General features: G+C 70.0%; 23 protein-coding genes. 12 read left to right on the plus strand and 11 right to left on the minus strand.

Annotated elements, in window-relative coordinates:
• The first annotated feature begins 58 nt into the window (after positions 1 to 58).
• Positions 59 to 1,087 (plus strand): AbrB family transcriptional regulator, encoded by a 1,029-nt coding sequence (locus H0B54_RS11825; protein WP_188260472.1) that lies wholly within the window; start codon positions 59 to 61, stop codon positions 1,085 to 1,087.
• Between the two features lie 8 nt (positions 1,088 to 1,095).
• On the opposite strand, the gene H0B54_RS11830 is transcribed toward H0B54_RS11825, so the two are convergent.
• Positions 1,096 to 1,773, minus strand: coding sequence for a hypothetical protein (locus tag H0B54_RS11830; RefSeq protein ID WP_188260473.1), 678 nt, complete (start codon positions 1,771 to 1,773; stop codon positions 1,096 to 1,098).
• A 161-nt stretch (positions 1,774 to 1,934) separates the two neighbouring features.
• Positions 1,935 to 2,291: a hypothetical protein gene (locus H0B54_RS11835; protein ID WP_188260474.1), complete on the minus strand. Its 357-nt coding sequence runs from the start codon at positions 2,289 to 2,291 to the stop codon at positions 1,935 to 1,937.
• Between the two features lie 168 nt (positions 2,292 to 2,459).
• On the opposite strand from H0B54_RS11835, the gene H0B54_RS11840 reads away from it, so the two are divergent.
• The 3 genes from H0B54_RS11840 (at position 2,460) to H0B54_RS11850 (ending at position 5,303) form a co-directional block, all read left to right on the plus strand.
• A complete protein-coding gene (locus tag H0B54_RS11840; RefSeq protein WP_246472492.1) occupies positions 2,460 to 3,224 on the plus strand; it encodes a M48 family metallopeptidase in 765 nt (254 codons plus the stop codon).
• A gap of 170 nt (positions 3,225 to 3,394) precedes the next feature.
• Positions 3,395 to 4,429, plus strand: a complete 1,035-nt coding sequence (locus H0B54_RS11845) for an AAA family ATPase (protein WP_137142548.1) — start codon at positions 3,395 to 3,397, stop codon at positions 4,427 to 4,429.
• Complete coding sequence (locus tag H0B54_RS11850; RefSeq protein WP_188260476.1) at positions 4,419 to 5,303, plus strand: ParB/RepB/Spo0J family partition protein; 885 nt, start codon at positions 4,419 to 4,421, stop codon at positions 5,301 to 5,303. The genes H0B54_RS11845 and H0B54_RS11850 overlap by 11 nt, the downstream gene beginning before the upstream one ends.
• A 57-nt stretch (positions 5,304 to 5,360) precedes the next feature.
• Here the strand turns inward: H0B54_RS11850 and H0B54_RS11855 are convergent, their stop codons facing one another.
• From H0B54_RS11855 to H0B54_RS11865, 3 genes are all read right to left on the minus strand, one after another.
• On the minus strand, positions 5,361 to 6,545 hold the full coding sequence (locus H0B54_RS11855) for an HPP family protein (RefSeq protein WP_188260477.1): 1,185 nt from the start codon (positions 6,543 to 6,545) through the stop codon (positions 5,361 to 5,363).
• A gap of 89 nt (positions 6,546 to 6,634) precedes the next feature.
• Positions 6,635 to 7,774 (minus strand): SbmA/BacA-like family transporter, encoded by a 1,140-nt coding sequence (locus tag H0B54_RS11860; RefSeq protein WP_188260478.1) that lies wholly within the window; start codon positions 7,772 to 7,774, stop codon positions 6,635 to 6,637.
• Positions 7,775 to 7,890: 116 nt separating this feature from the next.
• Positions 7,891 to 9,918, minus strand: coding sequence for a methyl-accepting chemotaxis protein (locus H0B54_RS11865; RefSeq protein ID WP_188260479.1), 2,028 nt, complete (start codon positions 9,916 to 9,918; stop codon positions 7,891 to 7,893).
• 344 nt (positions 9,919 to 10,262) lie between these two features.
• On the opposite strand from H0B54_RS11865, the gene H0B54_RS11870 reads away from it, so the two are divergent.
• A complete protein-coding gene (locus H0B54_RS11870) occupies positions 10,263 to 11,249 on the plus strand; it encodes an aldo/keto reductase (RefSeq protein ID WP_188260480.1) in 987 nt (328 codons plus the stop codon).
• Between the two features lie 9 nt (positions 11,250 to 11,258).
• On the opposite strand, the gene H0B54_RS11875 is transcribed toward H0B54_RS11870, so the two are convergent.
• Positions 11,259 to 12,134: a LysR family transcriptional regulator gene (locus H0B54_RS11875; protein ID WP_188260481.1), complete on the minus strand. Its 876-nt coding sequence runs from the start codon at positions 12,132 to 12,134 to the stop codon at positions 11,259 to 11,261.
• 107 nt (positions 12,135 to 12,241) lie between these two features.
• Between H0B54_RS11875 and bla the strand changes: the two genes are divergently transcribed.
• The 4 genes from bla to H0B54_RS11895 all read left to right on the plus strand — a co-directional run bounded on the left by bla (position 12,242) and on the right by H0B54_RS11895 (position 18,355).
• Positions 12,242 to 13,132, plus strand: a complete 891-nt coding sequence (gene bla, locus H0B54_RS11880; RefSeq protein WP_188260482.1) for a class A beta-lactamase — start codon at positions 12,242 to 12,244, stop codon at positions 13,130 to 13,132.
• A gap of 216 nt (positions 13,133 to 13,348) precedes the next feature.
• Positions 13,349 to 14,101 (plus strand): sulfate reduction electron transfer complex DsrMKJOP subunit DsrO, encoded by a 753-nt coding sequence (dsrO, locus tag H0B54_RS11885; RefSeq protein WP_188260483.1) that lies wholly within the window; start codon positions 13,349 to 13,351, stop codon positions 14,099 to 14,101.
• Positions 14,101 to 15,234 (plus strand): NrfD/PsrC family molybdoenzyme membrane anchor subunit, encoded by a 1,134-nt coding sequence (nrfD, locus tag H0B54_RS11890; protein WP_188260484.1) that lies wholly within the window; start codon positions 14,101 to 14,103, stop codon positions 15,232 to 15,234. Before dsrO ends, nrfD begins: the two co-directional genes overlap by 1 nt.
• A gap of 13 nt (positions 15,235 to 15,247) precedes the next feature.
• A complete protein-coding gene (locus H0B54_RS11895) occupies positions 15,248 to 18,355 on the plus strand; it encodes a molybdopterin dinucleotide binding domain-containing protein (RefSeq protein WP_188260485.1) in 3,108 nt (1,035 codons plus the stop codon).
• 61 nt (positions 18,356 to 18,416) lie between these two features.
• On the opposite strand, the gene H0B54_RS11900 is transcribed toward H0B54_RS11895, so the two are convergent.
• From H0B54_RS11900 to H0B54_RS11920, 5 genes are all read right to left on the minus strand, one after another.
• Complete coding sequence (locus tag H0B54_RS11900) at positions 18,417 to 19,613, minus strand: ATP-dependent DNA helicase (RefSeq protein WP_188260486.1); 1,197 nt, start codon at positions 19,611 to 19,613, stop codon at positions 18,417 to 18,419.
• A gap of 65 nt (positions 19,614 to 19,678) precedes the next feature.
• A complete protein-coding gene (locus tag H0B54_RS11905; RefSeq protein ID WP_188260487.1) occupies positions 19,679 to 20,872 on the minus strand; it encodes an MFS transporter in 1,194 nt (397 codons plus the stop codon).
• A gap of 13 nt (positions 20,873 to 20,885) precedes the next feature.
• Positions 20,886 to 21,695, minus strand: coding sequence for an ATP-binding cassette domain-containing protein (locus tag H0B54_RS11910; RefSeq protein WP_188260488.1), 810 nt, complete (start codon positions 21,693 to 21,695; stop codon positions 20,886 to 20,888).
• 4 nt (positions 21,696 to 21,699) lie between these two features.
• The gene (locus tag H0B54_RS11915) at positions 21,700 to 22,362 is read right to left on the minus strand and encodes an amino acid ABC transporter permease (RefSeq protein ID WP_094303574.1); all 663 of its coding nucleotides are present in this window, start codon (positions 22,360 to 22,362) and stop codon (positions 21,700 to 21,702) included.
• Between the two features lie 31 nt (positions 22,363 to 22,393).
• Positions 22,394 to 23,191, minus strand: a complete 798-nt coding sequence (locus H0B54_RS11920) for a glutamine ABC transporter substrate-binding protein (protein WP_094303573.1) — start codon at positions 23,189 to 23,191, stop codon at positions 22,394 to 22,396.
• Positions 23,192 to 23,478: 287 nt separating this feature from the next.
• Here H0B54_RS11920 and hutG point away from each other — a divergent pair, with 287 nt between their 5' ends.
• The 3 genes from hutG to H0B54_RS11935 are packed head-to-tail and all read left to right on the plus strand — an operon-like array spanning position 23,479 to position 26,473.
• Positions 23,479 to 24,279 (plus strand): N-formylglutamate deformylase, encoded by an 801-nt coding sequence (gene hutG / locus H0B54_RS11925; protein ID WP_188260489.1) that lies wholly within the window; start codon positions 23,479 to 23,481, stop codon positions 24,277 to 24,279.
• Between the two features lie 11 nt (positions 24,280 to 24,290).
• The gene (locus tag H0B54_RS11930; RefSeq protein ID WP_211109331.1) at positions 24,291 to 25,688 is read left to right on the plus strand and encodes a formimidoylglutamate deiminase; all 1,398 of its coding nucleotides are present in this window, start codon (positions 24,291 to 24,293) and stop codon (positions 25,686 to 25,688) included.
• Complete coding sequence (locus H0B54_RS11935) at positions 25,685 to 26,473, plus strand: IclR family transcriptional regulator (protein ID WP_188260491.1); 789 nt, start codon at positions 25,685 to 25,687, stop codon at positions 26,471 to 26,473. Before H0B54_RS11930 ends, H0B54_RS11935 begins: the two co-directional genes overlap by 4 nt.
• The last annotated feature ends 4 nt before the right edge of the window (positions 26,474 to 26,477 follow it).

Genomic DNA, 26,477 nt, shown 5'->3' on the forward strand with positions numbered 1-26,477 from the left:
ACGACATTGCGGGGGACACGCACAGTGCACGGCCCTTTGCCGAAGCCGGACCCGACGGATGATGAAGCGACTCGCCTCCACCGCCCAGACCCTCCTTCTGGCCGCCCTGGGTGGCGGGCTGTTCGCCGTCGCCGGGCTTCCCGCGGCGTGGCTGATGGGGGCGATGACCGCGGTGGCCGGCGGGGCGCTCGGCGGGCTGACGCTGCGCCTGCCCTCCCCGCTCGGCACCGCCGCCTTCGTTCTGCTGGGCATCTCCATGGGCGCCGGGGTGACGCCCGACACGCTGCACCAGATGGCCTCCTGGCCGCTCAGCATGGCCCTGCTCGCCGGTTCGGTGATGGCCTGCCTGCACGCCTGCTCGGCGTGGCTGGAGCGGGTGCACCGCTGGGACCCGGCGACCGCGCGCTACGCCGCCGTTCCCGGCGCGCTGGGCGCGGTGCTGGTGCTGGCGGCGGAGAGCCGGGCCGACCTGCCGCGGGTGGCGCTGGCGCAAAGCCTGCGGCTGTTCGTCCTGGTCGCCGCCATGCCTTGGCTTCTGGAACTGGTGTCGTCCACGCCGGGCCTGCCGCCCCGCCCTGCCCTGTCCGACGCGGCGGGCGCCCTGCCCGAACTGGCGTTGCTGGTCGGGGCCAGCGCCCTGGCCGGCCTGCTGTTCCAGAAGCTGCGCGTGCCCGGCGGCGTGCTGCTCGGCGCCATGCTGGGAAGCGCGCTGCTGCACGGCAGCGGCCTCGTGGACCACCGCTTGCCGAACTGGCTGCTCAACGCGGGCTTCGTGGTGACGGGGGCGCTGATCGGGTCGCGTTTCGCCGGGGTCACGCTGGCGTCCCTGCGGGCGGCGCTGCGCCCGTCGCTGGAGAGCGTGGCCCTGGCGCTCGCCCTGTCCTCGGCCTTCGCCTGGGCGGGAGCGTGGATGCTCGGGCTTCCCTTCGGCCAGCTCTGGCTCGCCTACGCGCCGGGCGGGGTGGAGGCGATGACCATCGTGGCCTTCGTGCTCGGCCTCGACACCGCCTTCGTCGGCACGCACCACGTCGTGCGCTTCGCCGGGCTGGGCTTCCTGGCCCGTTGGTGGCAGCCCCGCCGCGGCTAACCGACGCCTTACAGCCCGTCGAAGAGAAGCTGCGCCGGCGGTTCGGCTTTCCGCTTTTTCTTCTTTTCCTTGGGCGCCTTCTCCGCAGCCGGCTTGTCTTCTGCCGGCGCATCCTGGGCGTTCGGGTCCAGAGCCATCTCGACCCGCTCCAGAGGAGCCGGTTCGGGAATGGGCGTTTGCAAGGCCGCCTCGACCGGCTCAGGGGTGTGTGTCGGTTCTTCCGTAGCCGGAGCTTCGACAGGCGGCGCGTCCTCCGCCACGGCCTCTTGGACCGGCTCGACCGCCGATTCCTCGGCCGGCTTGGCCGCCTTTTTCTTCTTCGGGCGGGTTGGGCGCGGGTCGATGCCCACCCCGTCCTTGGCGCGGGCCTTGGCCTTGTCGCGGGCGACCGCCTCCGGCGCGTTGGGGTCGTCGTTCAGCCACTTGCCGCGCTTGATGACCTCGTTCACGCGGCCCTGGTTGACGCTGAGCTGGAACGCGATTTCCTGCTGCGTCATGTCGGTGGTGCGGTGAAGCTCCAGGATCTGCGCGGCGAGTTCGGGCGTCATTTTCTTGCCGACGACGCGCCGCGCCGGGCGGATCGACCGCTGGGCCTTGTCGCGCTCGCGCAGCTTGCCCAGGATCTCCAGGGCCTCCGTGTTGCCCGCCGTCTTCAAGGCTTCTTCGAATTCCTTGAGCGTCGTCACCCGTTCCTCCTGCCGCCATCCACCCGCGGCGACGCCATCGCATCGCCGGCCTACAAGACCGACTATACATGGAATCGCGCGGGCGGTTGAGAAGGCTCTTGTGAGGATATCCACAGAATGGCACGGCCGGGAGGAGACGGCGATGCGACGCTATTAGACGTCTAATCGCCGGGATACTGCTTCTCCTTCAGGAAGCCCGCGAGGTGGGCGGCGTTGCGCGCGGCCATGGCGGAGGTGGAGACCACCTTTTGTCCGGACCGTGTCCAGACCCTGAAAATCGGTCTTCTGCCTAGCCTCCCCACCCGCACGCGGCGGCGCAGGTCCGGCCAGGCATCGCCCGGCCCCTCGTCCGAGGGGACGCCGGGCTTCACGTCATGGTCGGCGACGCGGACCGGCGCCCCCACCTCGACCCCATGGGCGGCAAGGTCCTTCTGAAGCAAGCCGATCGTCGCGTCGGTCGAGGATGGCTTTCCCGACCGCTTCAAGGTGCAGTTGAGTGCAAAGGCTTTGATCGGCATGCCGTACTCCCGGTTCGTTTCGTATCGGCGGTGATCGGAGGCAACATCCCGCCCCGTGAAACGTTGCGGCTCTCACGACACGGCCACCGAATTGCCCCGGCACAGCCCATCCGCCATCGGATAGGATGCGGAGGACAGAACCACAATGGAGGAACAGCAATGCCGATCATGACCGTCCGACCCCTGTGCCTTGCCGCGGCGCTGGCCGGGTCCCTGGCGCTGGCCGGATGCGCCGGAAACTCGACGGGGCTCGGGCTGAACCTCGTCTCGCAGGAGCAGCTCGTCGAACTCGGTCAGCAAGACTGGCAACGCCTGATCCAGTCGACTCCGGCCACCACCAACGCCAGCTATCAGCGCCGCGCCGAGCAGATCTCGGCCCGCCTGCTGCGCGCCGCCTCGCTCGACCCCGCGGGTTGGGAGGTGCGCGTGTTCCAGGGTAAGGAAGCCAACGCCTTCGCCCTGCCCGGCCAGAAGATCGGCGTCTATGAGGGGCTGTTCCAATACGCCAAGACCGACGCGCAGCTCGCCGCGGTCATCGGCCATGAGATCGCCCACAATCTGGAGGGCCACGCCGCCGAGCGGGTGAGCACCCAGATGGCCACCGACGCCGGCACCAGCATCCTGGGGGCCGTCGCCGGGGCGAGCGGGGTCGGCGGCAGCGAGATGATCGCCGCGGCGCTGGGCACCGGCGCGCAATACGGCCTGCTGCTGCCCTACTCCCGCAACCAGGAGCTGGCAGCCGACCGCGCCGGGCTGCTGATGATGGCCCGCGCCGGCTACGACCCGCAGGCGGCCATCGAGCTGTGGCAGAACATGAAGCAGGCGGGGGCCGAGCAGCCCACCTTCATGTCCACCCACCCCGGCACGGCGGACCGCATCGCCGCCCTGCAAAAGCTGATGCCCGAAGCGAAGGCGGCCTACAAGCCGGGCTGACCGCAGAGGCGGGCGGTGCCGTGGTCGCACCGCCCGCCGGGCGCTTTCCCGTGAGAAAATTTTCTCGCCGAATGTTGACTCCTCTCCCCTGCCCCGGAGTCAACATTCCGGCTTGACCGGGCTTTGGCGCCGCGCAAAAGTGGCCTCGGGGCAAGGCAGGGGAATGAACCATGCGCGGCGAGGACATCAAGGCGTTCCGGGAAGGCCGGACGCTGAACCAGCCGGATTTTGCGGCTTGGCTGAACGAGAAGCTCGGCCGGAAATACGACAAGGCGAAGATCTCGCGCTGGGAGAACGGCAGCGAGAAGATCCCGGCCCCGGTCATTTCCCTGCTGTTGCAGGAGAAGATCGGAACGGTGACTCATCACGGCCCGGCGCTGATCTGTGCGGCGGCCAACCGCAAGGGGGGCGTGGGCAAGACCGCCTTCACCGTCAACACCGCCACCCTGCTCGCCCGGCACTTCAAGGTCCTGCTGATCGACGCGGACCCGCAGGCCAACGCCACCATCCATCTCGGCATCAACTCCATCGAGCGTGAACGCGAGGAGAAGACCCTCTATTACGCGCTGAAGGCGTCCGTGGAGGCGCTGAAATCGCGGGGGAAAGGTTTCGACCTCAGCGACTACATCGTCACCACCGACAGCGGGCTGGACGTGATCCCCAGCGGCATGCGGTTGGGCGACGCGGAGGCCGAACTGCAAAGCCAGTCCTCGGGGGATTGTGCGCTTCGTGAGTGCCTGGATGGCGGGGCGCGGCAGAGCTACGATTTCATCTTCGTGGACACCCCGCCGCATTTCGGCATGCTGGCGCGCAACGCGCTGACCGCCGCCAACACCGTCGCCATTCCCTGCCAGACCGAGATGCTGAGCGTCGCGGGCGTGGAGTTCCTGCTGGAGAACCTGGACATGATCCGCCGCCGGGCCAACCCGGGGGTCAGCGTTCTCGGCATCCTGCCGACGATGTTCAACGCGCGGCTGACCCAGGACCAGGCGTCGCTCGACGACATCCGCAACCTGTTCGGCGCCAAGCTGCGCGTCTTCGGCCCGATCCCGCGGGCGACCGTCTACGCCCAGGCGGTGGCCGCCGGGCGCGCCGCGCTGGAGGCGGTGCCGGACGCGCCGGGCTACGAGGTTTATCAGGCCGTCGCCGACGCGCTGATCCAGGAACGTGCCCGCATGCCGGAGGTGATGGCCCATGTCGCGTAAACTGGCCCGGACGAACACCGGCGTGCTGACCACCGCAGCAGCGGAACGTCAGGCCCGCGAGGACGGGCAGGGCTTCAGCCGCCGCGGTCCGGTCGTCGTGGAGATCGACGTCGGCCGCATCGTCACCAACCCCGACCAACCCCGCCGCCATTTCGACGAGGCGGACATGGAGGCGCTGAAGTCCTCCATTGCGCAGCATGGGCTGGCCCAGCCGGTCGGTGTGCAGCAGTTGGGCGACGGACGGTTCCAGCTCGTCTTCGGGGAGCGGCGCTTCCGCGCCGTGCGGGCGCTCGGCCATCCGACCATCTACGCCGTGACCGTCACCGGCGCGTCGGACGAGCTGGCGCTGATCGAGAACGTCGTCCGCGCCGATCTGTCCCCCTTCGAAGAGGGCGACGCCTACGCCCGGCTGATGGAGCGTCACGGCTATCGGCAGGAGGATGTCGGCCGGATCGTCGGCAAGGACCGGGTGGACATTTCCCGCGCGCTCCTCATCAGCCGACTGCCGCAGCGCATCCGCGACGAGTATCCGCTGCATCGCCCAGCGCGCTATCGGCTGGTGGAGATCGCCCGGCTGAAAGGGGAGGGCGAACAGCTGCGCGGCTGGGACGCGCTGGTCAAGGAGATGACCCGGCGGTCCGCCGACGAGGAGGCCCCGGCGCCCGCAGCGGCAAAGCCCCGCAGCACCGCGGTTCCGACCGGCAGCGCCCTGCCGAAGCCGTTGGCGAAGGCGGTGTTCGGGGCGCGCCAGACCGTCGCCAGCGTTCGTGAACAGGGCTTGGCCCTGGCGGACATCGACCGGGAGACGCTCCGCGCGATCCGTGACGACATCGACGCGATCCTGAACTCCGGGAAGGGCAGGGGAGGGGAGTGAGAGAAGCCACGGCTCCGCGAGAAAATTTTCTCGCGGAGCCGTGGCTGCTGTTGCGGTTCAGCGGCTTGCCGATGCCAACAGCCCGTCTGGACTCCGGACACTGTCCAGCGATTGCAAAAGATTCGTGCGGGCCATCACCAGCAGCAGGTCCGTCTGGGTCACCACCCCCAGCAGCCCACCGCTCCCATCCACGATGGCGACCTCGTGCGTGCCCCCGTCCGACAGCGGGCCGAGCAGGCGGAAGGCCGGGGTTTCCGGGCCGGCGGTCACCGGCGGGGCCATCACCGCGGCCACCGTCGCGGCATCCCCGACCAGATGCTGGTGCCCGACCAGCCCGACCACCATGTTGTGCCGGTCCACCACCGGGAGGGTGCGGAAGGCGTGCTCGATCAGGCAGGCACGGGCCACCTCCGGATGGGCTTCCGCGCTCACCGTCACGACATCGCGGGCCATGATGTCGCCGCAGGTGATCCCGCTGTGCATCCGCTCCATAGCGTGAAGCTCGGCCTTCTCCAAAAGGGCGCTCAGGTCGTCGCGGTTGACGTCCAACGCCTCCCCCAGCTCGCGGATCGCCTCGTCCAGGTCATCGGCGGTCACGCCGGCACGCATACGGGCTGGCGGGTCGGCGGTGCCGTGGGTGTTGGCCGGCTTGGGCGGCGCCCGGTGCGGGTAGGAATGGCCGGAGAAGCGGTGGAACGTCCACCCCGCCAGCACCAGAAGGATGGAATTCACGGCCACCGGATAGAGCACGAACTGCATCCCCGACGCCGCGACCGCCGGCCCGCCGATCACCGCGGTCAGCGCGGCGGCACCGCCCGGCGGATGCAGACAGCGCGTCATCGACATGGTCGCGATGGCCAGCGCCACCGCCACGCCGCCGGCCAGCATTGGGTCGGGGATCAGCGCCGCGACCATCACCCCGACCAGCGCCGACAGGGTGTTGCCGCCGATGATCGACCAGGGCTGGGCCAGCGGGCTTGCCGGCACCGCGAACAGCAGGACCGCCGACGCCCCCATGGGCGCCACCAAAGCCGGCGCGCTGGTGATGTGGGTCAGCAGGTTGTGGCACAGCAGGCCCGTCGCGGCGAGGCCGAGCATGGCGCCGCAGCAGGCGATCAGCCGGTCCTTCAGGTTGGCGCCGGGCAGGATGGGCCTGAACAGGGCAAGGCGGCGACGGTTTTCGCGTTTCTTCAGCAGAATGATTTTCCAGCGGCGCAGCAGGAGCCGTATCTCGCGGTGCATTCGGCCCGGTCCCTCCCAAGGTTTCGGCGTGCGGCGGCAGGATAGAACCTCAAGCTAAGTTGAGGTCAAACGGAAAGTGCCGGACCGCCTCACCGTTTCCGCGCGGTGTTGCCGCCATCGGACAGGAAGCCGGGAGCGGGCGCCTTGATCGGGGGCAAGGGGGTGATTCCGTCCAGCGCCTCCTTCAGCCCCAGAACGCGCTCGATCGACGCCGTCCACTGGGCGACGGTCGCCAGATTGTCGATGGGCCAGGACAGCGCCGCGACGGCCTGCTGGAAGGCCTGCGCGGTCTGCATCATCACCCCCAGCGTGATGGCTCCCGCGGCGTAGCGGGGCGCCACCACCAGGATGGGAAAGACCGCGGACAGCACCGAATAGGACGCGCCGAAGGCCATCACGCGGACCAGCGCGCCGGTCTGCCGGTCCCAGCCGCGGCGCACCCCGCCGAACAGCAGGGCCATGCGGCCGCGCTCTACAGCCTCGGCGCGCTGCCGGGCGATGACCGGGGCGTTCTCGCGAACCCGCGCCAGCCCGAAGCGGAAATCGGCCTCCAGCCCCTGCCTGCGCTTCGCCGCGCGGACCAGCGGCCGGGCGACGGCGATGGCCGCGGCGGTCCCGGCGGCGGCAAAGGCCAGGGCGAGGAGGAGCAGATGGCCGGGCACCGGTACGCTCACACCCCCGAGAGTGACAGGCACCACGCCGGAAAGCTGCCACAGGATGCTGGCGAAACTGACCAGAAGCAGCAGGCAATAGGTCAGCGAATGACCCAGATCGATGGCGAGTTCGGTGACGACACGAGCGTCCTCGGCGATGCGCCCGTCCGGGTTGTCGTGGTCCCCGGGATGGGAGGGGAGGGCCAGTTCCCGTCCGTCCGACACCCACGCGCCGACCAGCCGCCGGGTCAGCCACGCCCGCCAGCCGAACTGGAGGCGCCGCTTCACCCACAGATGCGCCACAGTAACGGCGATGTTGTACAGCAGGATGCCGCCGGCCGCCGCGGCCAGAACGGGCAGGCGGTCCATCGCCCGCTGCTCCAGCGCGTCGAACAGGCGCTGGCTCCACAGGTTCATCATCACCGGAACGGACACCTGCGCCACCGTCAGAACCAGCAGGGCCGCTGCCAGCAGCCGCACCGACCAGCGGTCCTGTCCCGACCAGTAGCCCCCGGCCAGCCCGGCAAAGCGCCGTGCGAAACCGGAGGCCGTCTTTGGAGAAATCCTTTTCGCCATGGCCGTCCATCCCGGCCGCCCAACCGAGACGCCCGACGTTCAGGCGCCCCGATTCAGCCTACCACCCATCCGGCGAATGGAAGCCGGAACAAGCGGCGATCCCTCCTCTTGCCGGATCAGGCGGCCCGGACGGTGGCGATGAAGCTGCGCACCTCGCTGCGCAGACGCTCCGCCTCGGCGGCCAGTTCCTCCGACGTGCCGTGGACATGGCTGGCGGCACTGCCAGTCTCCGACACGGCCGTGCTGACGCCGGCGATGTTGCGCGACACCTCCTCCGTTCCCTGGGCGGCCTGGGAGACGCTGCTGGCGATCTCGCGAGTGGCGGCGGCCTGCTCCTCGATGGCGGCGGCGATGGTGGTGGCGATCTCGCTCATCCGCCCGATGGTCTGGCCGATGCTGCCGATGGCCTTTTGCGCGCCGCCGGTGGTCTGCTGGATTTCCTGCACCTTCGACTGAATCTCATCGGTCGCCTTGGCGGTCTGGTTGGCCAGCGCCTTCACCTCGCCCGCCACCACCGCGAAGCCCTTGCCGGCCTCGCCGGCGCGGGCGGCCTCGATGGTGGCGTTCAACGCCAGCAGGTTGGTCTGGGCGGCGATGCCGCTGATGATCTCCACCACCTGGCCGATCTGGTCGGCCGCGGTGACCAGGGCGCGCATGGTGCGATCGGCGCCTTCCGCGTCGGTCACCGCCTGACCGGCGATGCGGGTGGAGATCTCCACCTGCTGGCCGATTTCGGCGATGGAGGCCGACAGCTCCTCCGTCGCGCTGGCGACGGTCTGCACGTTGGCCGACGCCTCCTCGGAGGCGGAGGCGACGAGAAGCGAGCGCTCGCTGGCGTCCGCCGCGGTGCCGGACAGGGTGCTGGCGGCGTTGTGCATGCCGCCGGCGGCGCTCGCCACCGCCTCGACGATGCCCTGGACGGTGGCCTCGAAGGTGTCAGCCATGCGGATCATGGTGGCGCGGCGCTGCGCGGCGGCCTGCCGTTCGGCCTCCTCCTGCGCCTTGCGCATGCGCTCCATCTCCTCGGCGTTCGACTTGAAGACCTGGAGCGCGCGGGCCAGCGCCCCGATCTCGTCCTTTCGCCATCCCTCGTCGACCTGCACCGTCCGGTCGCCCTCGGCCAGCCGGCCCATCGCCCCGGTGATGGCGCCGAGCGGACGGGTGATCGCCCGCGAGATCATCCAGGCCAGCAGCAGGCCCAGCGCCACGGCGGCGGCGGTCACCGCGGCGCCCTGGCGTTCGGCGGCACTCACCGCGGCGGCGGCGCTGCGCTCCAGCTCCTTCAGGACCTCGGTGGAGTGCTGGCGGATCGACCCGATCTTCCCATTGATCTGGGCCCCGGCACGGGTCAGCGTGTCAGCGTTGACGCGCGTCATCTCCTCGGCGATGGCGGCGATGCGCTCGATGCCGGCGGTGTAGCGCGGCAGCTTGGCGAGCATCTCGGTGCGCTTGGCGGCGCCCGGGGAGTCGGCCCAGCCCTTGGCTTCGCTCTCGACGTCGGCGGCAACCGCCGCCAGATCCTGGCGGATGCGGACCAGATCCTCGGGCTTCGTCTCGGTCACGAAGCGGGCGACCAGCACGCGCACCAGCAGAAACTGCTCGCTGACGCCCGCGGCCTGAACGGTGCGGTCCAGATTGCCGGTTTGCCGTTCGACCGTCACCAACTCGCTCAGCGTCCGGCGGATGTCGGCGCCCAGCTTGTTCACGACCTCCGCGACGATGCCGTCACGTTCGGTGCGCAGGGCGACCAGACGGTCGAAGCCGGTCAGGAAGTCCCGCTCCAGCCCGCGGATCTCCTCCACCGCCTGACGGTCGGGCGAATCGCCGATGCCGGGGGCTGCCTTGTCCAGTTGCCGGCGGAGTTCGCCGGCGGTGGCGCGGAAGCGGTTGGCCGCGCCGTCCGTCCCGGAGACGAGAAACTCCGCCGCAGCCCCCAGCGCGTCGGACACCGCGGTGTCGGCCTCCGCCAGCGTCAGGGTGACGTCGGACTGGACCGCGTAGCTGCGCAACGCTTCGTCGTTGGACCGAAGGCCACTCCAGGAAACCGCCCCCAACGTGACCAGCAGGGCCAGCGTGACCCCGAAGCCGGTGTAGACCTTGGTGGCGGTGCGCAAGTTGGCGAAAGCACGAACGGAGGTGGTCATGATGGGATGTCCTGCCTGGGGTATTTTTTGTTCGTCGGCGGTTGCCCGCACCGGATCAAATCATTCTCAAATTCCGTACCAACTCCCAATCCCCGCGCAATTGCTGTTCCACCCAGCAAAATTCCTGAGAAGGGCGCGCGGTTGTTCCTTCCCAACCGTTGCAATTTGCCAACGAGCTCCCATCCGCGTCGCAAATTGCCACGCCCGTGTCGGCGGGTTGCGAATGGGAACGCCGCAGCCGCCCCGATGTTGAGGGCCGATGTTGAGGGCGGATGTTGAGAGACGCGCCGTCGGAGCGCAGACTGGAACCCCCCGCGCACGCACAAAACAACGAGAGGTCGATCATGCCGGATCGCAAGCATTTCGCTCCGCCCGGACCCATCGGATTTGGTGGCGCTCCGCTCGGCAACATGTTCGAGGAGGTGCCGGACGACGTGGCCGAGGCCACCCTGACCGCCGCCTGGGACGCCGGCATCCGCTATTTCGACACGGCGCCGGAGTATGGCCCCGGCATATCGGAGCACCGGTTCGGCCATGTTCTGCGCAACCGTCCGCGCGACGAGTTCGTCCTGTCCACCAAGGTCGGGCGCCTGCTGCGCGCCGACTCCAGCAAGGGCGGCAAGCACGGCCCCTTCGTGAAGGGGCTGCCCTTCCGAGTGGACTATGATTACACCGCCGACGGGGTGCGCCGCTCCATCGAGGACAGCCTGCAACGGCTGGGCATGGCGCGCATCGACATCGCCTACATCCACGACTGCGCGGAGGACGCCCACGGCGACCGCTGGCTGGAGGTGTTCGACACCGCCATGAAGGGCGCCGCCGTGGCGCTGACCCGGCTCCGCGAAGAGGGCGTGATCCGCGGCTGGGGCCTTGGCGTCAACCGGGTGGAACCCTGCGTGATGGCATTGGAGCGGGCCGACCCGGACGTCTTCCTGCTGGCCGGGCGCTACAGCCTTCTGAACCAGCCGGCGCTGGACACCCTGTTCCCGCGCTGCCAGGAACGCGGCGTCCATGTCGTGGTCGGCGGCCCCTACAACTCCGGCCTGATCGCCGGAGGCAAGAATTTCGAGTACCAGGAGGCTCCGCCGGACAAGGTGGCGGCGCGCGACCGTCTGGCCGAGATCGCCAACCGGCACGGCGTGGACCTGCGGGCGGCGGCGCTGCAATTCTGCGCGGCGCACCCGGTCGTCGCGTCGGTCATTCCGGGCACCAAGAACCCGCCGCGCGTGCACGAGAATATGGCGTTGATGAAGCAGCCGATCCCGGCGGACTTCTGGCGGGAGCTGAAACAGGCCGGCGTCCTGCCGGAGCAGGCCCCGACTCCCGCCTGAGGCACCGGCCTAATCCTCCGCGCGGACGGCAGCGGCGATCCAGTGGCGAAAGCTCTGCATCGCCGCCGTCTCGGGACGGGAGTGCAGGCGGGTCAGCCAGTAGCGGCCCGCCGGCACCTCGATGGCGAAGGGGCGGACCAGCCGGTCGGTGGCGAGGTCGTGCCCGAACAGGCGTGCGGGCAGCAGCGCCACCCCGGCGCCCATCGCGGCGGCGGCGGCGATGGTGGGCGAGGAGTCGAAGACAGGACCGCGGATGGCCGGGCAGGGCACCCCAGCCAATGCGAACCAGCGCTGCCACTCCTCGACCCGGTAGGAGCGCAGCAGCACCTCCCGCGCGAGGTCCGCCGGGGCGGACAGCCGTTGCGCCAGCGCCGGGGCGCAGAGCGGAGTCAGCGGAGCGTCGAGCAGCGGCACCGCCTCCACCCCGTGCCAGGAGCCGTCGCCGAAGCGGATGGCGAAATCCAGCCCCTCGCCGGCCAGATCGACCCGGTTGTTGTTGGTCAGGATGCGCAGATCGACCGCCGGGTTCGCCGCGGTGAAGGCCGGCAAGCGCGGCAGCAGCCAGCCCGTGGCGAAGGTCCCCACCACCCCGACCGTCAGCACCTCGTGGTAACGCCCGTCGGCGAAGCGGTCGAGCGTCGCGCCGATGCGCTCGAAGGCGTCCATCAGCACCGGCACCAGCGCCGCCCCCTCGTCGGTCAAAGCGAGGCCGCGCGGCAGGCGGCGGAACAGGGTGACGCCCAGCCGCGCTTCCAGCGTGCGGATCTGCTGGCTGACCGCCGCCTGGCTGACGCACAGTTCCAGCCCGGCGCGGGTAAAGCTGAGATGGCGGGCCGACGCCTCGAAGGCGCGCAGCGCGTTGAGCGGAAGCTGGGGACGGGCCATGGACAGCCATAAGTTTTTCTTGTGGGTTGAGAAAACTATCATCGTTTGTTCGAGCGCTGGGAGCTTTTTATCGTCCGCCCATCGACACGGCATGACACGAGGACACGATGATCGGACGGCGGGCTTTCCTGGCCGCGGCGGGCGGCATAACGGTGCTGGCGGCAACCGGCGTGAAGGCGGAGAAACCCAGGAAATTCGGGGACAAGCGGCTGGCGGACGCGATCGCCGCGCTGGAAAAGCGCAGCGGCGGGCGGCTGGGCGTGGCGGTGTTCGACGCCGGCACCGGGCAGCGCTTCGGGCATCGCGCGGACGAGCGCTTCCCGATGTGCAGCACCTTTAAATTTCTTTTGGCTGGCGCCGTCCTGAAGCGGGTGGATGAGGGACGCGAGCTGCTGGACCGGCCCATCCCGGTGACCAAGGCGGACATGGTCCCCTACGCCCCCTTCGCCGAAACCCGCCTTGACGGCCCGCCCCCCACGGTGGCCGAGCTGTGCGAGGCGACGATGACGCTCAGCGACAATGTGGCGGCGAACCTGCTGCTGCCGGCGGTGGGCGACCCCGCCGGGCTGACCGCCTTCCTGCGCACATTGGGCGACCAGAATACCCGGCTGGACCGCAATGAGCCGTCGCTGAACAGCGCCATTCCCGGCGATCCCCGCGACACCACCACGCCCGCGGCGATGGTCCACAGCATGGAGCGGCTGATGCTGGGCGACGCGCTGACCCCGGCGTCACGCGATCGGCTCATCGCCTGGATGATCGCCAACCGGACCGGTGACAAGCGCCTGCGCGCCGGGCTGCCGAAGGGCTGGCGCGTCGGCGACAAGACCGGCACCGGCGTGCGCGGGACGGCCAACGACATCGGCATCGTCTGGCCGGAGGGGAGGGCACCGCTGCTGATCGCCAGCTACCTGACCGAGACGGCGGATGGCTTCAAGGAGCGGGACGCCATCCACGCCGGCGTGGCCAACGCGGTCGCCAACGCCCTCAAGGGCTGACCGCATTTGAAATCCCCTCTCCCCAGAGGGAGAGGGCTATGAAGGTCAAGTGCGATTGCCTTGAACGACCGCCCCCTGCGGCATGTCGTCACTGGGGTTTACCCTAAGAAGTGTAGGGATGCCCCCAATGGGAGTGGGGACAGGGGGCCGGTACCCTTCGCACCGTAGGGCCGCGGTTCGTCGCGGCCGAAGGAATCAGGTGCGAAGAGGCCAGCCATGGACCGATCAAGGCGCAACTTCTGCCTCGGCGCGGGCGCCGCGACCATCGGGGCCGCGACGGTGGCTGCGATGCCCGCCGCCGCCGCCCCCGGCGCCGTGCCGCTCCGCCGCGACGGCGATCCGGCGCACCGCTGGGCGATGGTGGTGGACGTGGGCAAATGCGTGGGCTGCCAGGCCTGCACGGTCGCCTGCATCATGGAGAACGACGTCCCGGAAAACAGCTTCCGCACCATCGTCTCCACCTACGAGGTGACGGAGCAGGGCAAGGCCGGCAGCTACATGCTGCCGCGCCTGTGCAACCACTGCGAGGAGCCGCCCTGCATCCCCGTCTGCCCGACCGGCGCGACCTTCCAGCGCCGGGACGGCATCGTCGTGGTGGACAACACCGTCTGCGTCGGCTGCGCCTACTGCGTCCAGGCCTGCCCCTACGACGCGCGCTTCATCAACCACGAGACCCAGACCGCCGACAAATGCACCTTCTGCGTCCACCGCGTGGAGGCCGGGCTGCTGCCCGCCTGCGTGGAGACCTGCGTCGGCGGCGCGCGCATTTTCGGTGACCTGAACGACCCGGACAGCGCCGTCTCCACCCTGGTCCGCGACGAGAACCCCAAGGTGCTGAAGCCCGAGCAGGGGACCCGGCCCCGCGTCTTCTACCTCGGCCTCGATCCCCGCTTCCAAGGGAAGGTCGACGGCACGCCGACGCTCTGGCGGCCCAGCGGCGAAACCCACGCCAAGAAGGAGCACGCGTGATGGACAACCACATCGTCGAGGTCATCAACGTGACCCGCGAGGTCGCGTGGCTTCCCTGGGCCGTCCAGTATTTCTTCCTGATCGGCCTGTCGGTCGGCGGTCTGCTGCTCAGCCTGCCCGGCTACGCCTTCGCCCGCGAGGACTGGCGCGCGCTCGGGCGCATCGCCCTGCTGGTGGCGCTGACCTGCGGTCTGGCCGCCCCGGTGGCGCTGCTATCCGACCTGCACCAGCCAGGCCGCTTCTGGCACTTCTACGTCGTGCTGCGCCCGACATCGTGGATGTGGTGGGGCTCGGTTTTCATCCCGTTCTACGTCACGGGCCTGCTGGTCTACGGCTGGGCCGGATTCCGCGAGGAGTTGCAGGCGCATGGCCAAGTGGACAGCCGCCTCGCCGCGCTCTACCGGCTGGCGTCGCTGGGCGGCGGCCGCAACGACGCGCTGATCCGCGCCGCCGGCCTGTTCGCCCTGGCCGGCGCGCTTCTCGTCGCCCTCTACACCGGGGCGGAGGTCGCGGTGGTCAAGGCGCGCCCGCTGTGGCACACGCCCTTCCTGCCCATTCAGTTTCTGATGACCGCGCTGGCCGGGGCCGCCGGCCTGGTGCTGGTGCTGAACCGCTTCGCCGCCGGCAACGACCGCGCGGTGGAGGTGCGGGCGAACCGGCTGCTCGCCGGCTTCCTGGGCGGCGTCATGCTGGCCGGCGCGCTGTGGCTGGCGCTGGGCCTGTTCGGGCTGGACTCCACCCACGCGGAGGCGCTGGGCAGCGTCGCCGGGTCGGAGGCGTGGCGCGTCACCGCCGTCTGGGCCGTCGCTGCCACCGCGCTGCCCTTCGCCATCGCCGTCGCCAAGCCCGCCAGGACGGGCCTGCTGACCGGGCTGATCGCGCTGCATGGCGCCTGGATGTTCCGCTGGACCGTCTTCATCGGCGGCCAGACCGTGCCGAAGACCGGCGCCGGCTTCTACGACTACGCGCTGCCCGCCGGTCCGGAGGGGCTGCTGGGGATCGTCGGCACGGCCGGGCTCTGGCTGTTCCTGCTGATCGCCCTCACCGCCATCCTGCCTTCCCCGCGCCGCCCGGCGCCCGCTCCGACCCGCGCCGCCCAGGCGCCCGCCGGACCCGTGGCCGCCGCCGAGTGAACGGAGCACCATCATGTCGATTTCCCGTCGCCTTCTCCTGAAGACCAGCGCCGCCGGCGGCGCGCTCGCCGCCTTCGCGGGTGGCTTCTCCGACACCGGGCGCAAGCTCGTGAAGGGCGCCTGGGCCGGGGACAAGCCCGACCACGCCATCTCCGGCAACGCCCCGGCCCCGGAATTCCGCGTCGATCCAGCGACCGGCGCCCTCACCCCGACGCCGGGCCAGATCGTCGCCAACGTCGCCTGCCTCGGCTGCACCACGCTGTGCGGCGTCCGCGTCCGGGTGGATGTGGAGAAGAACAAGGTGCTGCGCGTTGCCGGCAACCCCTACAGCCCGCTGTCCACCGATCCCTTCCTGCCCTACGGCACGCCGATCAAGGAGAGCTTCAAGTCCCTGTCGCGGCTGGACGAGAAGGGGCTGAAGGGCCGCTCGACCGCCTGCGGGCGGGGCAACGCGGCGCTGGAGATGCTGACCTCGCCCTTCCGCGTCGCCACGCCGATGAAGCGCGTCGGCCCACGCGGCTCCGGGCGCTGGGAACCCATCGCCTTCGACAGGCTGGTGGAGGAGATCGCGGAGGGCGGCGACCTGTTCGGCGAAGGTTCGGTGCCCGGCCTGCGCAGCTTGCGCGACCTGAAGACGCTCATCGATCCGGCCGCACCCGAACTGGGGCCGAAGGTCAACCAGGTGGCCCTGCTGTCGTCGGTCAACGACGGGCGGGAGCCCTTCGTGCGGCGCTTCTTCAACCAGGCGCTGGGGACGATCAACTTCGTCGGCCACGGCTCCTATTGCGGCGGCGCCTACCGGTCCGGCTCGGGGGCGGTGTTCGGCGACGCCAAAAAGATGCCGCACGCCAAGCCGGACCTGCAGAACGCCGAGTTCGTGCTGTTCATCGGCACTGCCCCGTCGAACGCCGGCAACCCGTTCAAGCGGCAGGCCATGCTGCTCGCCAAGGGGCGAACGGACGGCGTGCTGAACTACGTCGTCGTCGATCCGGTGTTGACCAACGCCGACAACCGCGCGGCGGCGGAGCGGTCCAACTGGATTCCCATCCGGCCGGGCACCGACGGCGCCCTGGTCATGGGCATGATGCGCTGGATGTTCGAGAACGGGCGCATTGACAGCAACTATCTCTCCCAGCCCAACGGCAAGGCGGCGGAGGCGGCGGGCGAGGCCGGCTGGTGCAACGCCACCCATCTGGTGATCCAGCAAGCGGGCCACCCGCGCGACGGGCGGATGCTGCGCGCCTCCGACCTCGGCTGGGTGACGCTGGACGACAAGGAGCGCTACGGCGCCAAGGACGCCTTCGTCGTGCTCGACCCCGCCGGCACCCCGGTCGCCCACGACGCCCTGACGGGACCCGCCACGCTGTTCCACAGTGGGACGGTGGCGACCCCGGTGGACGAGGTGGCGGTGAAGACCAGCCTGACCCTGCTGCGCGAGCAGGCGATGCGGCTCGACCTCGCCGGCTACGCCGACGCCTGCGGCATCCCCGCCGACGTCATCGCCGGTCTGGCGCGGGAGTTCACCAGCCACGGCAAGAAGGCCGCCGCCAACGCCCACGGCGGCATGATGGCCGGCAACGGCTTCTACAACGCCTTCAGCGTGGTGACGCTGAACACGCTGATCGGCAACCTCAACTGGAAGGGCGGCACCATCTTCGGCGGCGGGCGCTTTCCGGACGAGCAGGACGGCCCGCGCTACAAGCTGGCGAGCTTCCCCGGGCAGGTGAAGCCCTCCGGCACGCCGATCAGCCGCCCCGTCCCCTACGAGAAATCCAGCGAGTTCAAGGCGAAGAAGGAGGCCGGCAAGCCCTATCCGGCCAAGGCACCCTGGTACCCCAACGCCCCGCAGCTCACCACCGAGTATCTGACCAGCGGCGTGGTGGACGGCTACCCGTACCCGCTGAAGGCCCTGTTCCTGTGGAACAGCAACCCGCTCTACGGCATCCCCGGCGTCCGAACCCAGGTGGAGGCGACGCTGCGCGACCCGAAGGCGCTGCCGCTGATCGTCGCCATCGACCCCTTCATCAACGAATCCACGGCCTTCGCCGACTACATCATCCCCGACACCGTGCTGTACGAGACCTGGGGCTGGGCGGCGCCCTGGGCGGGCGTGCCGACCAAGACCTCGACGGCGCGCTGGCCGGTGGTGACGCCGCGCACCGAGCCGCTGCCGGATGGCCGGCACGTCCAGATGGAGACCTTCCTGATCGCCTTGGCGAAGCGGCTGGGCCTGCCCGGCTTCGGCCCGGACGCCATCGCCGACATGGACGGAAGCACTTATCCGCTGGAACGGCCGGAGGATTGGTACCTGCGCGGCGGCGCCAACATCGCGTGGCTGGGCAAGCAGCCGGTGCCCGACGCCACGGACGAGGACATCGCCCTGTCCGGCGTCGCCCGCGTCCTGCCGGCGCTCCAGGCGGTGCTGAAGGAGGAAGAGTGGCGCAAGGTCGCTTTCATCCTGGCGCGCGGCGGGCGCTACCAGAACCAGGCGGAGGGCTTCGAGGGCGACAGGGCCACCCACCGCTTCAAGGACGGGCTTCTGGTCTACAACGAGGCGGTCGGCGCGGCGCGGAGCAGTGTCACCGGCAAGCGCTGGACCGGCACCGCCGCCTGGACGCCCCCGGCCTTCGCCGACGGCACGCCGATGCGGCAGGTCCACACGGCGGAGGATTGGCCCTTCCAGCTCATCAGCTCGAAGTCGGTGCTGGTCAGCGCTTACACCATCGCGGCGAGCCGCCTGCGCCACCTGCACCCTGAGAATCCGGTGGGCATCAACGCGGAGGACGCGCGGCGGCTGGGCATCGCCACCGGCGACCGCATCCGCATCGCCACGCCGGGCGAGTCGGAGCTGGCGACCGCCATCGTCCGGCACGGCGTGATGCCCGGCGTGCTGGCCGTCGAGCACGGCTTCGGCCACAAGGAGTTCGGCGCGCGGCCGCACGTCATCGGCGGCCACCGCCAGCCGGTGGTGCCGGAGATCGGGGCGGGGGTGAACATCAACGACCTCGGCCTGCACGACCCGACCCGTCCGGGCGCCTCGGTCTGGGTCGATCCCATCGCCGGAACGGCGGTGCGCCAGGGCCTCCCCGCCAAGCTGGAGCGGGTGGCCGCGGCGGCGTGAGCCTTCCGTCCGGTAATCACGGCTAAAATTCCCTCTCCCCTCCGGGGAGAGGGCTACACCGTCACGCGTCGATGTCCGGCATCCGCCAGTTCCCGCCGAGATCGGCGTTGCGCAACAGCAGGAACAGCTCGTCCTGCGAGCGGGTGACGGCGGTGTAGAGCCAGCGCCACTTGTGCTCGCGGAAGGCGGCGGAGTCGTCGAGCACGGTGACGGAGGGGAACTCCGACCCCTGAGCGGAATGGCAGGTGATCATCCAGGCCCAATCGAACTGCTGCACGTCGCGCTCCACCCGCGGCGCCTTGGTCTCGCCGCTGTAGTGGGCCTGGAACATCCAGGGGTGGACCATCAGCTTGCTGCGGGGCTTCACCTCGTCCTCCATATGGACGCCGAGCGACCACAGCCCGTCCTGGCGGCCCCGCCCCTCCGCCGCCGGGCGGGTCAGCGTGCCGATCATGCCGTTGAACAGCCCCTCCTCGCGGTCGTTGCGGCGGCAGATCACCCGCTCGCCCGCCTGGGGCATCACCGTGTCGAAGCCGTGGCGGGTGCGGATGCGCCGGGTGAAGTCGGTGCGCACACGGTGGGTGCCGCAGATGGTCTGGGTGTCCACCCGCAGGGCCAGCGGCTCGGTCATCCGGTTCAGCGGCAGGACATGGGCGTTCCCGGCGGTGCCGAAGCGGCGCGGCAGCTCCTGCCGGCGCAGCAGATGGGCGAGCCGGATCACCGGGCTCTCCCGCGCCGTGCGGTGCGGCTCGACCAGCCGGAAATCCGGCTCGCCCTTGGTCAGCGTGCCCTGGCCGGTCACCGGCGGAAGCTGGTAGTCGTCGGCGATCATCAGGATCTTCTTGCCGGAGCGCAGCAGGTCGCCCGCCACGTCGTCCCCGACCATCGAGCCCTCGTCGCAGACGATCAGGTCGGCCTCGGCGAACTTGCCCTCCGACTTGCGGGCGAAGAACAGCTCGCCGGTGTCGTCGTCCTGCCGCGGCGCGTAGATCAGCGAATGCAGCGTCGCCGCCCGGTCGATGCCCTTGCGGCGCAGCACCTGCGCCGCCTTGCCGGTGGGCGCGCCGACCACGAAATTCTCCAGGTTGCGGCGGTCCTGGAGATGGTCCAGGGCGAAGACGGTGGTCTTGGTCTTGCCGGTCCCGGCCTCGCCGGCCAGCCAGAACATCTGGGGGGCCGCGGGGTCGGCGTACCAGGCGTCGATGGCCTGGATCGCCCGGAACTGCTCGTCGGTCGGGGTGTCGGTGGTGCTGGGCATGGAGCGCGGGGGAGGGGGCTGCTGGGCGGGACACAGTAGCCCGGCCGGCCTCCCACGGCCAAGCCTTACGGCTCCGAGCGGAAGGGGCCGCTGATGAGGCGGCGCAGGCCGGCGAACAGGGTCAGCCCGCCCGACACCACCCCGACATAGACGAACAGCGCGTCATGCCCGAACCATTCCATGGCCGCCGTCGCCAGCAGCGGGCCGAGGGCAGCACCCAACGCCCAGGCGAGCAGGAGCGCGCTGGCCAGCGGCACCGTCTCCTCCACCGTCACATGGTCGTTGGCGTGGGCCACGCAGATCGCGTAGAGCGACAGGGCGGCGCTGCCCCACAGGGTGAACAGGCCGAGCAGGACGGTCTGCGGCGCCGCCCCGCCGGGTGGGTTGGCGAAGGCGGCGATCAGGAAGGCGGCGACCGTCGCCACGGCGGACACTGCGAAGATCACCAGCCGCCGGTCGTGGCGGTCCGAAAACCGGCCGATCGGCCATTGCAGCACCACGCTGCCGACCTGGATGCCCGACATGATCAGGGCGACCCCGGCGGCGGGCAGGGCGAGCCCGGCGAGCCAGGCCGGGCCGATGCCGGTGACCGCGGTGTTGCACAGCCCAACCATCAGACAACCGGCGAAGGCCACCGGCGCCCGCCGCACATACTGCCAGGGCGACGGCGCCGGCCCTTTCGGCGCGGCGCTGGCCGGCGGGCGGATCACCGCCACCGGAACCAGCGACAGGCCATAGCAACCGGCCGCCAGGACGGTCAGCCACAGGGCCGACAGGTCCGGGCTGGCGAGCAGCATCTGGCCGCCGATCACCGCCACCTTGCAGGCGATCATGTAAAGGGAGAAGACGCTGCCCCGCGATCCCGGCGGGGACAGGGTGGCCAGCCCGCTTTCCGCGACGGTGAGCATCCCGACATAGGACACCCCCATCAGCACCCGCAGCCCCACCCAGGCCCGCGCGTCGGGCAGCAGGTTCAGCAGCAGCGTGGCGACGGCGGCGAGCAGCCCGAAGGCGGCGAAGGACCACACCCCGCCCACCCGGCGAATCATCCAGGGTGCGGCCCAGCAGCCCAGCACGAAGCCGACCGAATAGGCCGACGCCACCGCCCCGACGACCAGCGGCGGGGCCGCCGCCTCGGCGAGGCGGAGCGGCAGCAGGATCTGCAGGATGCCGTTGGCGACCTGGATGACGCAGACGCCGAGGATCAGCGCGGCCAGCACCGTGACCGGCGAGGCGGGCGCCCGATGGGTGTGGGGCAAGATGGACGGAGCGTCAGTGGTTGCCGGGCAGGGCGTCCAGCGGGTCGTCCGCCACCGGCTGCGGGCGGGCACCGGCGAGATGGCCGTCCACCAGAGCGCGCAGGAAGCCGCGGGTGCGCTCCTGCGTCGGGTTGGTGAAGATCTGCTCCGGCGGGCCGGATTCGACGATGCGCCCGTCGGCCATGACGACGACGGTGTCGGCGACCTCGCGGGCGAAGCCCATCTCGTGGGTCACCACCATCATGGTCATGCCTTCCTCGGCCAGCGTCTTCATGACCTGGAGCACCTCGCCGACCAGCTCGGGGTCGAGCGCGGAGGTCGGCTCGTCGAACAGCATCACCTTCGGCTTCATGGCGAGCGCGCGGGCGATGGCGGCGCGCTGCTTCTGCCCGCCCGACAGGGTGGACGGATAGACGTCGGCCTTGTCGCCCAGCCCGACCTTGCGCAGCAGCTCCATGGCCAGCTCCCGCGCCTCGGCCTTGGCCATGCCGCGCACCACGACGGGGGCGCGCATGACGTTCTCCACCGTGGTCATGTGCGGGAACAGGTTGAAGGACTGGAAGACCATGCCGGTCTCGGCGCGCAGCGCGTTCAGCTCCTTGTCGGGCAGCGGCTTGCCGTCGGAGATGATGGTCCGGTGGTTGATGCGGATCTCGCCGCGGTCGGCGGTCTCCAGGCAGTTGCAACAGCGCAGCAGCGTGCTCTTGCCCGAACCCGACGGGCCGATGACCACGGTGGTGCGCGACGGCGGCACGGTCAGGCTGACGTCCTTCAGCACCTCGGTGCTGCCGAAGCTCTTGTAGACGTTGCGGATCTCGATCACCGGCTTACCCTCTTTCCACGGTCATGCGCTTTTCGAGCTGGCGCAGGATCCAGGTGGCCGCGTTGGTCAGCACGAAATAGATCAGCGCCACCGCGATGTAGACCTCCAGCGCGCGGAAGCTGGTGGAGATGATCCGCTGGCCTTCGCGCATGACGTCGTCGATGGTCAGCAGCGACACCAGCGCCGAGTTCTTGATCAGCGCGATGGTCTCGTTGCCCAGCGGCGGCAGCATGCGGCGGAAGGCCTGGGGCAGGACCACCTCCCACATCGCCTCGCGGTAGGACATGCCGAGCGAGCGGGCGGCCTCCATCTGGCCGCGGTCGATCGACTGGATGGCGCCGCGCACCACCTCCGACACGTAGGAGCCGCTGTAGATGCCAAGCCCGATCACGCCGCACAGCATCGCCGGCAGCAGGATGCCGAACTGCGGCAGGCCGAAGAACAGCAGGAACAGCTGCACCAGCAGCGGCGTGCCGCGGATGAAGGCGACGTAGGCCGACGCGATGCCATACAGCACGCGCCGCGCCGGATTGAGGCGGATGATGCCGACAAGCAGCCCAAGCACGGCGCTGAGCAGGAAGGCCGCCGCGGTCACCTCGATGGTGACCACGGTGCCCTTCAGAAGCTCCGGCAACCCTCCCCAGACGGGGGCGAAGTCGAGCGTCACGGGAGGGGTCCTCCGTTCACAAGGATATCAATCACTTCTTGGCTTCGAACCACTTGTCGATGAGCTTCTGGTAGGTGCCGTCGGCCTTCAGCTTGGTGATGGCGGCGTTCACCTTGGTCACCAGCTCGGTGTTCTCCTTGCGCATGGCGAAGCCGTAATCCTCGGTGGTGAGCTGGTCGTCCAGCACCTTCACGGTCGGGTGCGTCTGGGCGTAGAGCTTGGCGGCGGGCTTGCCGGTCACTGCGACGTCGGTGCGGCCGGTCTCGACCTGCCCGAACATCTCGGCGTTGGTCTCCACCTCGACGATCTTCGTCTTCGGGAAATGTTCCTTCAGATGGACGACCGACTTGGTGCCGATCTGCACGGCGGCGGTCTTGCCTTCGAGGTCCGACGGCCCCTTCACGGTGGTGTTGTTCGCCTTGACCATGATGACGAGGCCGCCCGGATAGTAGGTGTCGGAGAAGGCGACGACCTTGCGGCGCTCCTCGGTGATGTACATGGCCGAGGCGATCATGTCGAAGCGGTTGGCCATCAGGCCGGGGATCAGGCCCTTGAAGTCGATGTCCACCCACTCGACGCCCTTGGTGGCGCCCAGCTCCTTGGCGATGGCCTCGACCAGCTCGATGTCGAAGCCGGTCTTCTTGCCGTCCTGCGAAAATTCGAAGGGCGCGAAGGTGGCGTCCACGCCGACGCGGAAGGTGCCGTTCTGCTTGATCGAGGCGATCACCGCGTCCTGGGCGCGCGCCGGGACGGACCCGGCGCCGACCACGGTGACGACCGCGGCGGCGGCGAAGGAGGCGGCGGCGAGAAACTTACCGATGGACTTCATGGATCAGATTTTCCCTGTTCGTTGCGCCTGCGTCGCCAAGTTCGAAAGCCCTGGGTGCCCCCCCGAGCAGCGACCGGCTTGGCAGCGCCGTGTTTTGCCTATAAAACATATGTTGCCCAGGGAAAACAGCCGCGTCAACGCCGTTTGTCATACTGGAGCATGACGGACGCCTTATGGCAACGCCGGTGTTGGGGCTGCGTGCCGCGAACGCCGCGACGGTCATGGGCGCCACAACAGGGATGCAAAAAGTTTTGCTGACAAAACAGATGTCGCAGGGGAGAGAGGGTATGGAGATCTTCGGGTTTCGTGCCGCGCGCCGTCCGGTGCTGGTCAGCCTGCCCCATGTCGGCACGGCGCTGCCGGACGGATTCATCGGTCGGCTGGTGCCGGAGGGGCAGGGCCTGCCCGACACGGACTGGCACCTGCCGCGTCTCTACGACTTCCTGGAGGACCTTGGAGTCGGGGTGATCCAGGCGCGCTTCTCGCGCTACGTCGTCGATCTGAACCGCCCCAGCAACGATACGCCGCTCTACAGCGGCGCCACCACGGGCCTCTGCCCGACGACCCTGTTCGACGGGGCGCCGCTGTACCGGCCGAGCGCGGAACCGGACGCGGCGGAGGTGGCGGAGCGGGTCACCCGTTACTGGGCGCCCTACCACGACGCCATCACCGCGGAGATGACCCGGCTGCGCGACCAGTTCGGGCGCGCGGTTCTGTTCGACGCCCATTCCATCCGCTCCGTCGTGCCGCGGCTGTTCGAGGGGCGGCTTCCCGACCTGAACATCGGCACCAACGACGGGCGCAGCGTCGACCCCGCGCTGAGCGACCGGCTGGTCGCGGTCGGCGCGGACGCCGGGGCCGACGGCTTCACCCATGTCCTCAACGGGCGCTTCAAGGGTGGCCACATCACCCGCCATTTCGGGCGCCCGTCCGAGGGCTGGCACGCCGTGCAGCTCGAGATGGCGCAGGTGACCTACATGGAGGAGGATGCTCCCTTCGCCTTCGACGAGTCGCGCGCCGCGCGGATCCGCCCGCATCTGCGGCGGTTCGTCGGTGCGATGGCTGATTGGGCGGAGGAGCGGGCGTGACGGAGGCGGCGATGGACAGCGTGAACGGGCTTTTCTGCGGACGGGCGCTGCTGCCCGAAGGTTGGGCCTCGAACGTGGCGCTGCGTTTCGACGCGCGGGGCACGCTGATCGCGGTCGAACGGGACGCGGAGGCGAACGGCCTCCCGCAGGCCGCCGGGCCGGTGATCCCTGGCATGCCCAACCTGCACAGCCACGCCTTCCAGCGCGCCATGGCCGGGCTGACCGAATACGCCGGTGCGTCGGAGGACAGCTTCTGGACGTGGCGCGACGCCATGTACGGCTTCGTCCGCCGGATGACGCCGGAGGCGGCGGAGGCCGTCGCGGCGCTGCTCTACATGGAGATGGCGAAGCAGGGCTACACGGCGGTGGCGGAGTTCCATTACCTGCACCACGGCGCCGACGGCCGCCCCTACGCCGACCGGGCGGAGATGTCGCGCCGCATCCTGGCCGCCGCGGACACGGCGGGGATCGGCCTGACCCACCTGCCGGTGCTCTACGCCCACAGCGGCTTCGGCGGCAAGCCGCCGTCCGACGGGCAGAAGCGCTTCATCAACGACGTGGACGGGCTGCTGTCCATCGTCTCCACCATGCAGAAGGCGATGGGCGCGGAGCGGGCGGGTCGCCGCGCCGGCCTCGCCCTGCATTCCCTGCGCGCGGTGACGCCGGAGGAGATGCGCGACGCGCTGGCCGGCCTTGACGCGCTCGACCCCGGCGCGCCCATCCACATCCACATCGCCGAGCAGACGGCGGAGGTGGACGACTGCGTCGCCTGGAGCGGCAAGCGCCCGGTGGAATGGCTGCTGGAGAACGCTCCGGTCGGGCCGCGCTGGTGCCTCGTCCACGCCACCCACGTCGCCCCGGCGGAGGTGGACGGCATGGCCGCGAGCGGGGCCGTGGCCGGTCTCTGCCTGACGACCGAGGCCAATCTGGGCGACGGGCTGTTCCCGGCGATCCCCTTCCTGGCACAGGGCGGGCGGTTCGGCGTCGGGTCGGACAGCCACATCAGCGTCTCTGCGGCGGAGGAACTGCGCCTCCTGGAATACGGCCAGCGGCTGGTGCAGCGGCGGCGCAACGTGTTGCGCATCGGGGATTGCCCGTCCATCGGCGGCGGCCTCTACCGGGCGGCGGTGGCCGGCGGCGCGCAGGCGCTGGGCCAGCCGGTGGCCGGAGGCGGTATTCAGGTGGGTCAGCCCGCCGACCTCGTCGTGCTTGACGCCGACAACCCGAAACTGCTTTCTCGGACCGACGACAGCCTTCTGGACGCCTATGTCTTCGCCAGCGACGGGCACGCCGTGCGCGACGTGGTCGCCGCGGGGCGGACCGTGGTGCGCGAGGGCCGCCACGTCCGGGAGGACGCCATCCGGGCCGCCTACCGGCGCGCCATCGAGGGGTTGCGCCGGGACACATGAGCGAAACGGATCCGAACACCTACATCGCCCCGGCGCTGCAGCGCGGGCTGGCCATCCTGGAGCTGTTCACGCCACAGCGCCGGACCCTGTCCCTGACCGACATCGCCAAGGCGCTGGGGATCGGGCGGGCCTCGGCCTACCGGCTGGTCTTCACGCTGGAGCATCTCGGCTACATCGGGCGGGCGGGGGACGGCAAGTCCTACCGCCTGGCGCCGCGGTCGATGCAGCTCGGCTACCATTACCTGTCGGGGCTGGACGGGATCGAGGTGGCGATCCCCTACATCGACGGGCTGCGCGACAGCACGCAAATCTCCGCCCACATGGCGGTGCGCGACGGGACGGAGATCGTCTACGTCTACCGCGCGCACTCGCACATGACGCTGTCCAGCAACATCGCGGTCGGCTACCGCCTGCCGGCCCACGCCACCGCGATGGGGCGGATGCTGCTGAGCGGCCTCAGCGACGAGGCCATCGCGCAGCTCTACACCGGCGTGCGGCTGGACCGCTACAGCGACACCACGGCGGTCACGCTGACCTCGCTGATCCAGGAGGTGGCGGAGGACCGCAAGCGCGGCTGGACGATGAACCGCTCCTCCTTCGTGTCGGGGATCGTCGCCATCGCGGCGGCCATCCGCGACCACCGGGGCGAGGTCATCGCCGCCATCAACCTCTCCGGCCCCAGCGCCGTGATGGACCAGCCCGCCATGCTCGACCATCTGCGGACCAAGGTGGTGGAGACGGCGGACGCGATCTCGCACCAGCTCGGCTACCTGCCGCGAGGATGAGGAG

Source organism: Azospirillum tabaci, assembly GCF_014596085.1.
In the GTDB taxonomy this organism is placed as follows: Bacteria; Pseudomonadota; Alphaproteobacteria; order Azospirillales; family Azospirillaceae; genus Azospirillum; species Azospirillum tabaci.

Bases quoted from the DNA above. Each gene is read 5' to 3' on its own strand.
- H0B54_RS11825 (WP_188260472.1), top strand. From the start codon at position 59: ATGATGAAGCGACTCGCCTCCACCGCCCAGACCCTCCTTCTGGCCGCC.
- H0B54_RS11835 (WP_188260474.1), bottom strand. From the start codon at position 2,291: ATGCCGATCAAAGCCTTTGCACTCAACTGCACCTTGAAGCGGTCGGGA.
- H0B54_RS11840 (WP_246472492.1), top strand. From the start codon at position 2,460: ATGACCGTCCGACCCCTGTGCCTTGCCGCGGCGCTGGCCGGGTCCCTG.
- H0B54_RS11845 (WP_137142548.1), top strand. From the start codon at position 3,395: ATGCGCGGCGAGGACATCAAGGCGTTCCGGGAAGGCCGGACGCTGAAC.
- H0B54_RS11850 (WP_188260476.1), top strand. From the start codon at position 4,419: ATGTCGCGTAAACTGGCCCGGACGAACACCGGCGTGCTGACCACCGCA.
- H0B54_RS11855 (WP_188260477.1), bottom strand. From the start codon at position 6,545: ATGCACCGCGAGATACGGCTCCTGCTGCGCCGCTGGAAAATCATTCTG.
- H0B54_RS11860 (WP_188260478.1), bottom strand. From the start codon at position 7,774: ATGGCGAAAAGGATTTCTCCAAAGACGGCCTCCGGTTTCGCACGGCGC.
- H0B54_RS11865 (WP_188260479.1), bottom strand. From the start codon at position 9,918: ATGACCACCTCCGTTCGTGCTTTCGCCAACTTGCGCACCGCCACCAAG.
- H0B54_RS11870 (WP_188260480.1), top strand. From the start codon at position 10,263: ATGCCGGATCGCAAGCATTTCGCTCCGCCCGGACCCATCGGATTTGGT.
- H0B54_RS11875 (WP_188260481.1), bottom strand. From the start codon at position 12,134: ATGGCCCGTCCCCAGCTTCCGCTCAACGCGCTGCGCGCCTTCGAGGCG.
- bla (WP_188260482.1), top strand. From the start codon at position 12,242: ATGATCGGACGGCGGGCTTTCCTGGCCGCGGCGGGCGGCATAACGGTG.
- dsrO (WP_188260483.1), top strand. From the start codon at position 13,349: ATGGACCGATCAAGGCGCAACTTCTGCCTCGGCGCGGGCGCCGCGACC.
- nrfD (WP_188260484.1), top strand. From the start codon at position 14,101: ATGGACAACCACATCGTCGAGGTCATCAACGTGACCCGCGAGGTCGCG.
- H0B54_RS11895 (WP_188260485.1), top strand. From the start codon at position 15,248: ATGTCGATTTCCCGTCGCCTTCTCCTGAAGACCAGCGCCGCCGGCGGC.
- H0B54_RS11900 (WP_188260486.1), bottom strand. From the start codon at position 19,613: ATGCCCAGCACCACCGACACCCCGACCGACGAGCAGTTCCGGGCGATC.
- H0B54_RS11920 (WP_094303573.1), bottom strand. From the start codon at position 23,191: ATGAAGTCCATCGGTAAGTTTCTCGCCGCCGCCTCCTTCGCCGCCGCC.
- hutG (WP_188260489.1), top strand. From the start codon at position 23,479: ATGGAGATCTTCGGGTTTCGTGCCGCGCGCCGTCCGGTGCTGGTCAGC.
- H0B54_RS11930 (WP_211109331.1), top strand. From the start codon at position 24,291: ATGGACAGCGTGAACGGGCTTTTCTGCGGACGGGCGCTGCTGCCCGAA.
- H0B54_RS11935 (WP_188260491.1), top strand. From the start codon at position 25,685: ATGAGCGAAACGGATCCGAACACCTACATCGCCCCGGCGCTGCAGCGC.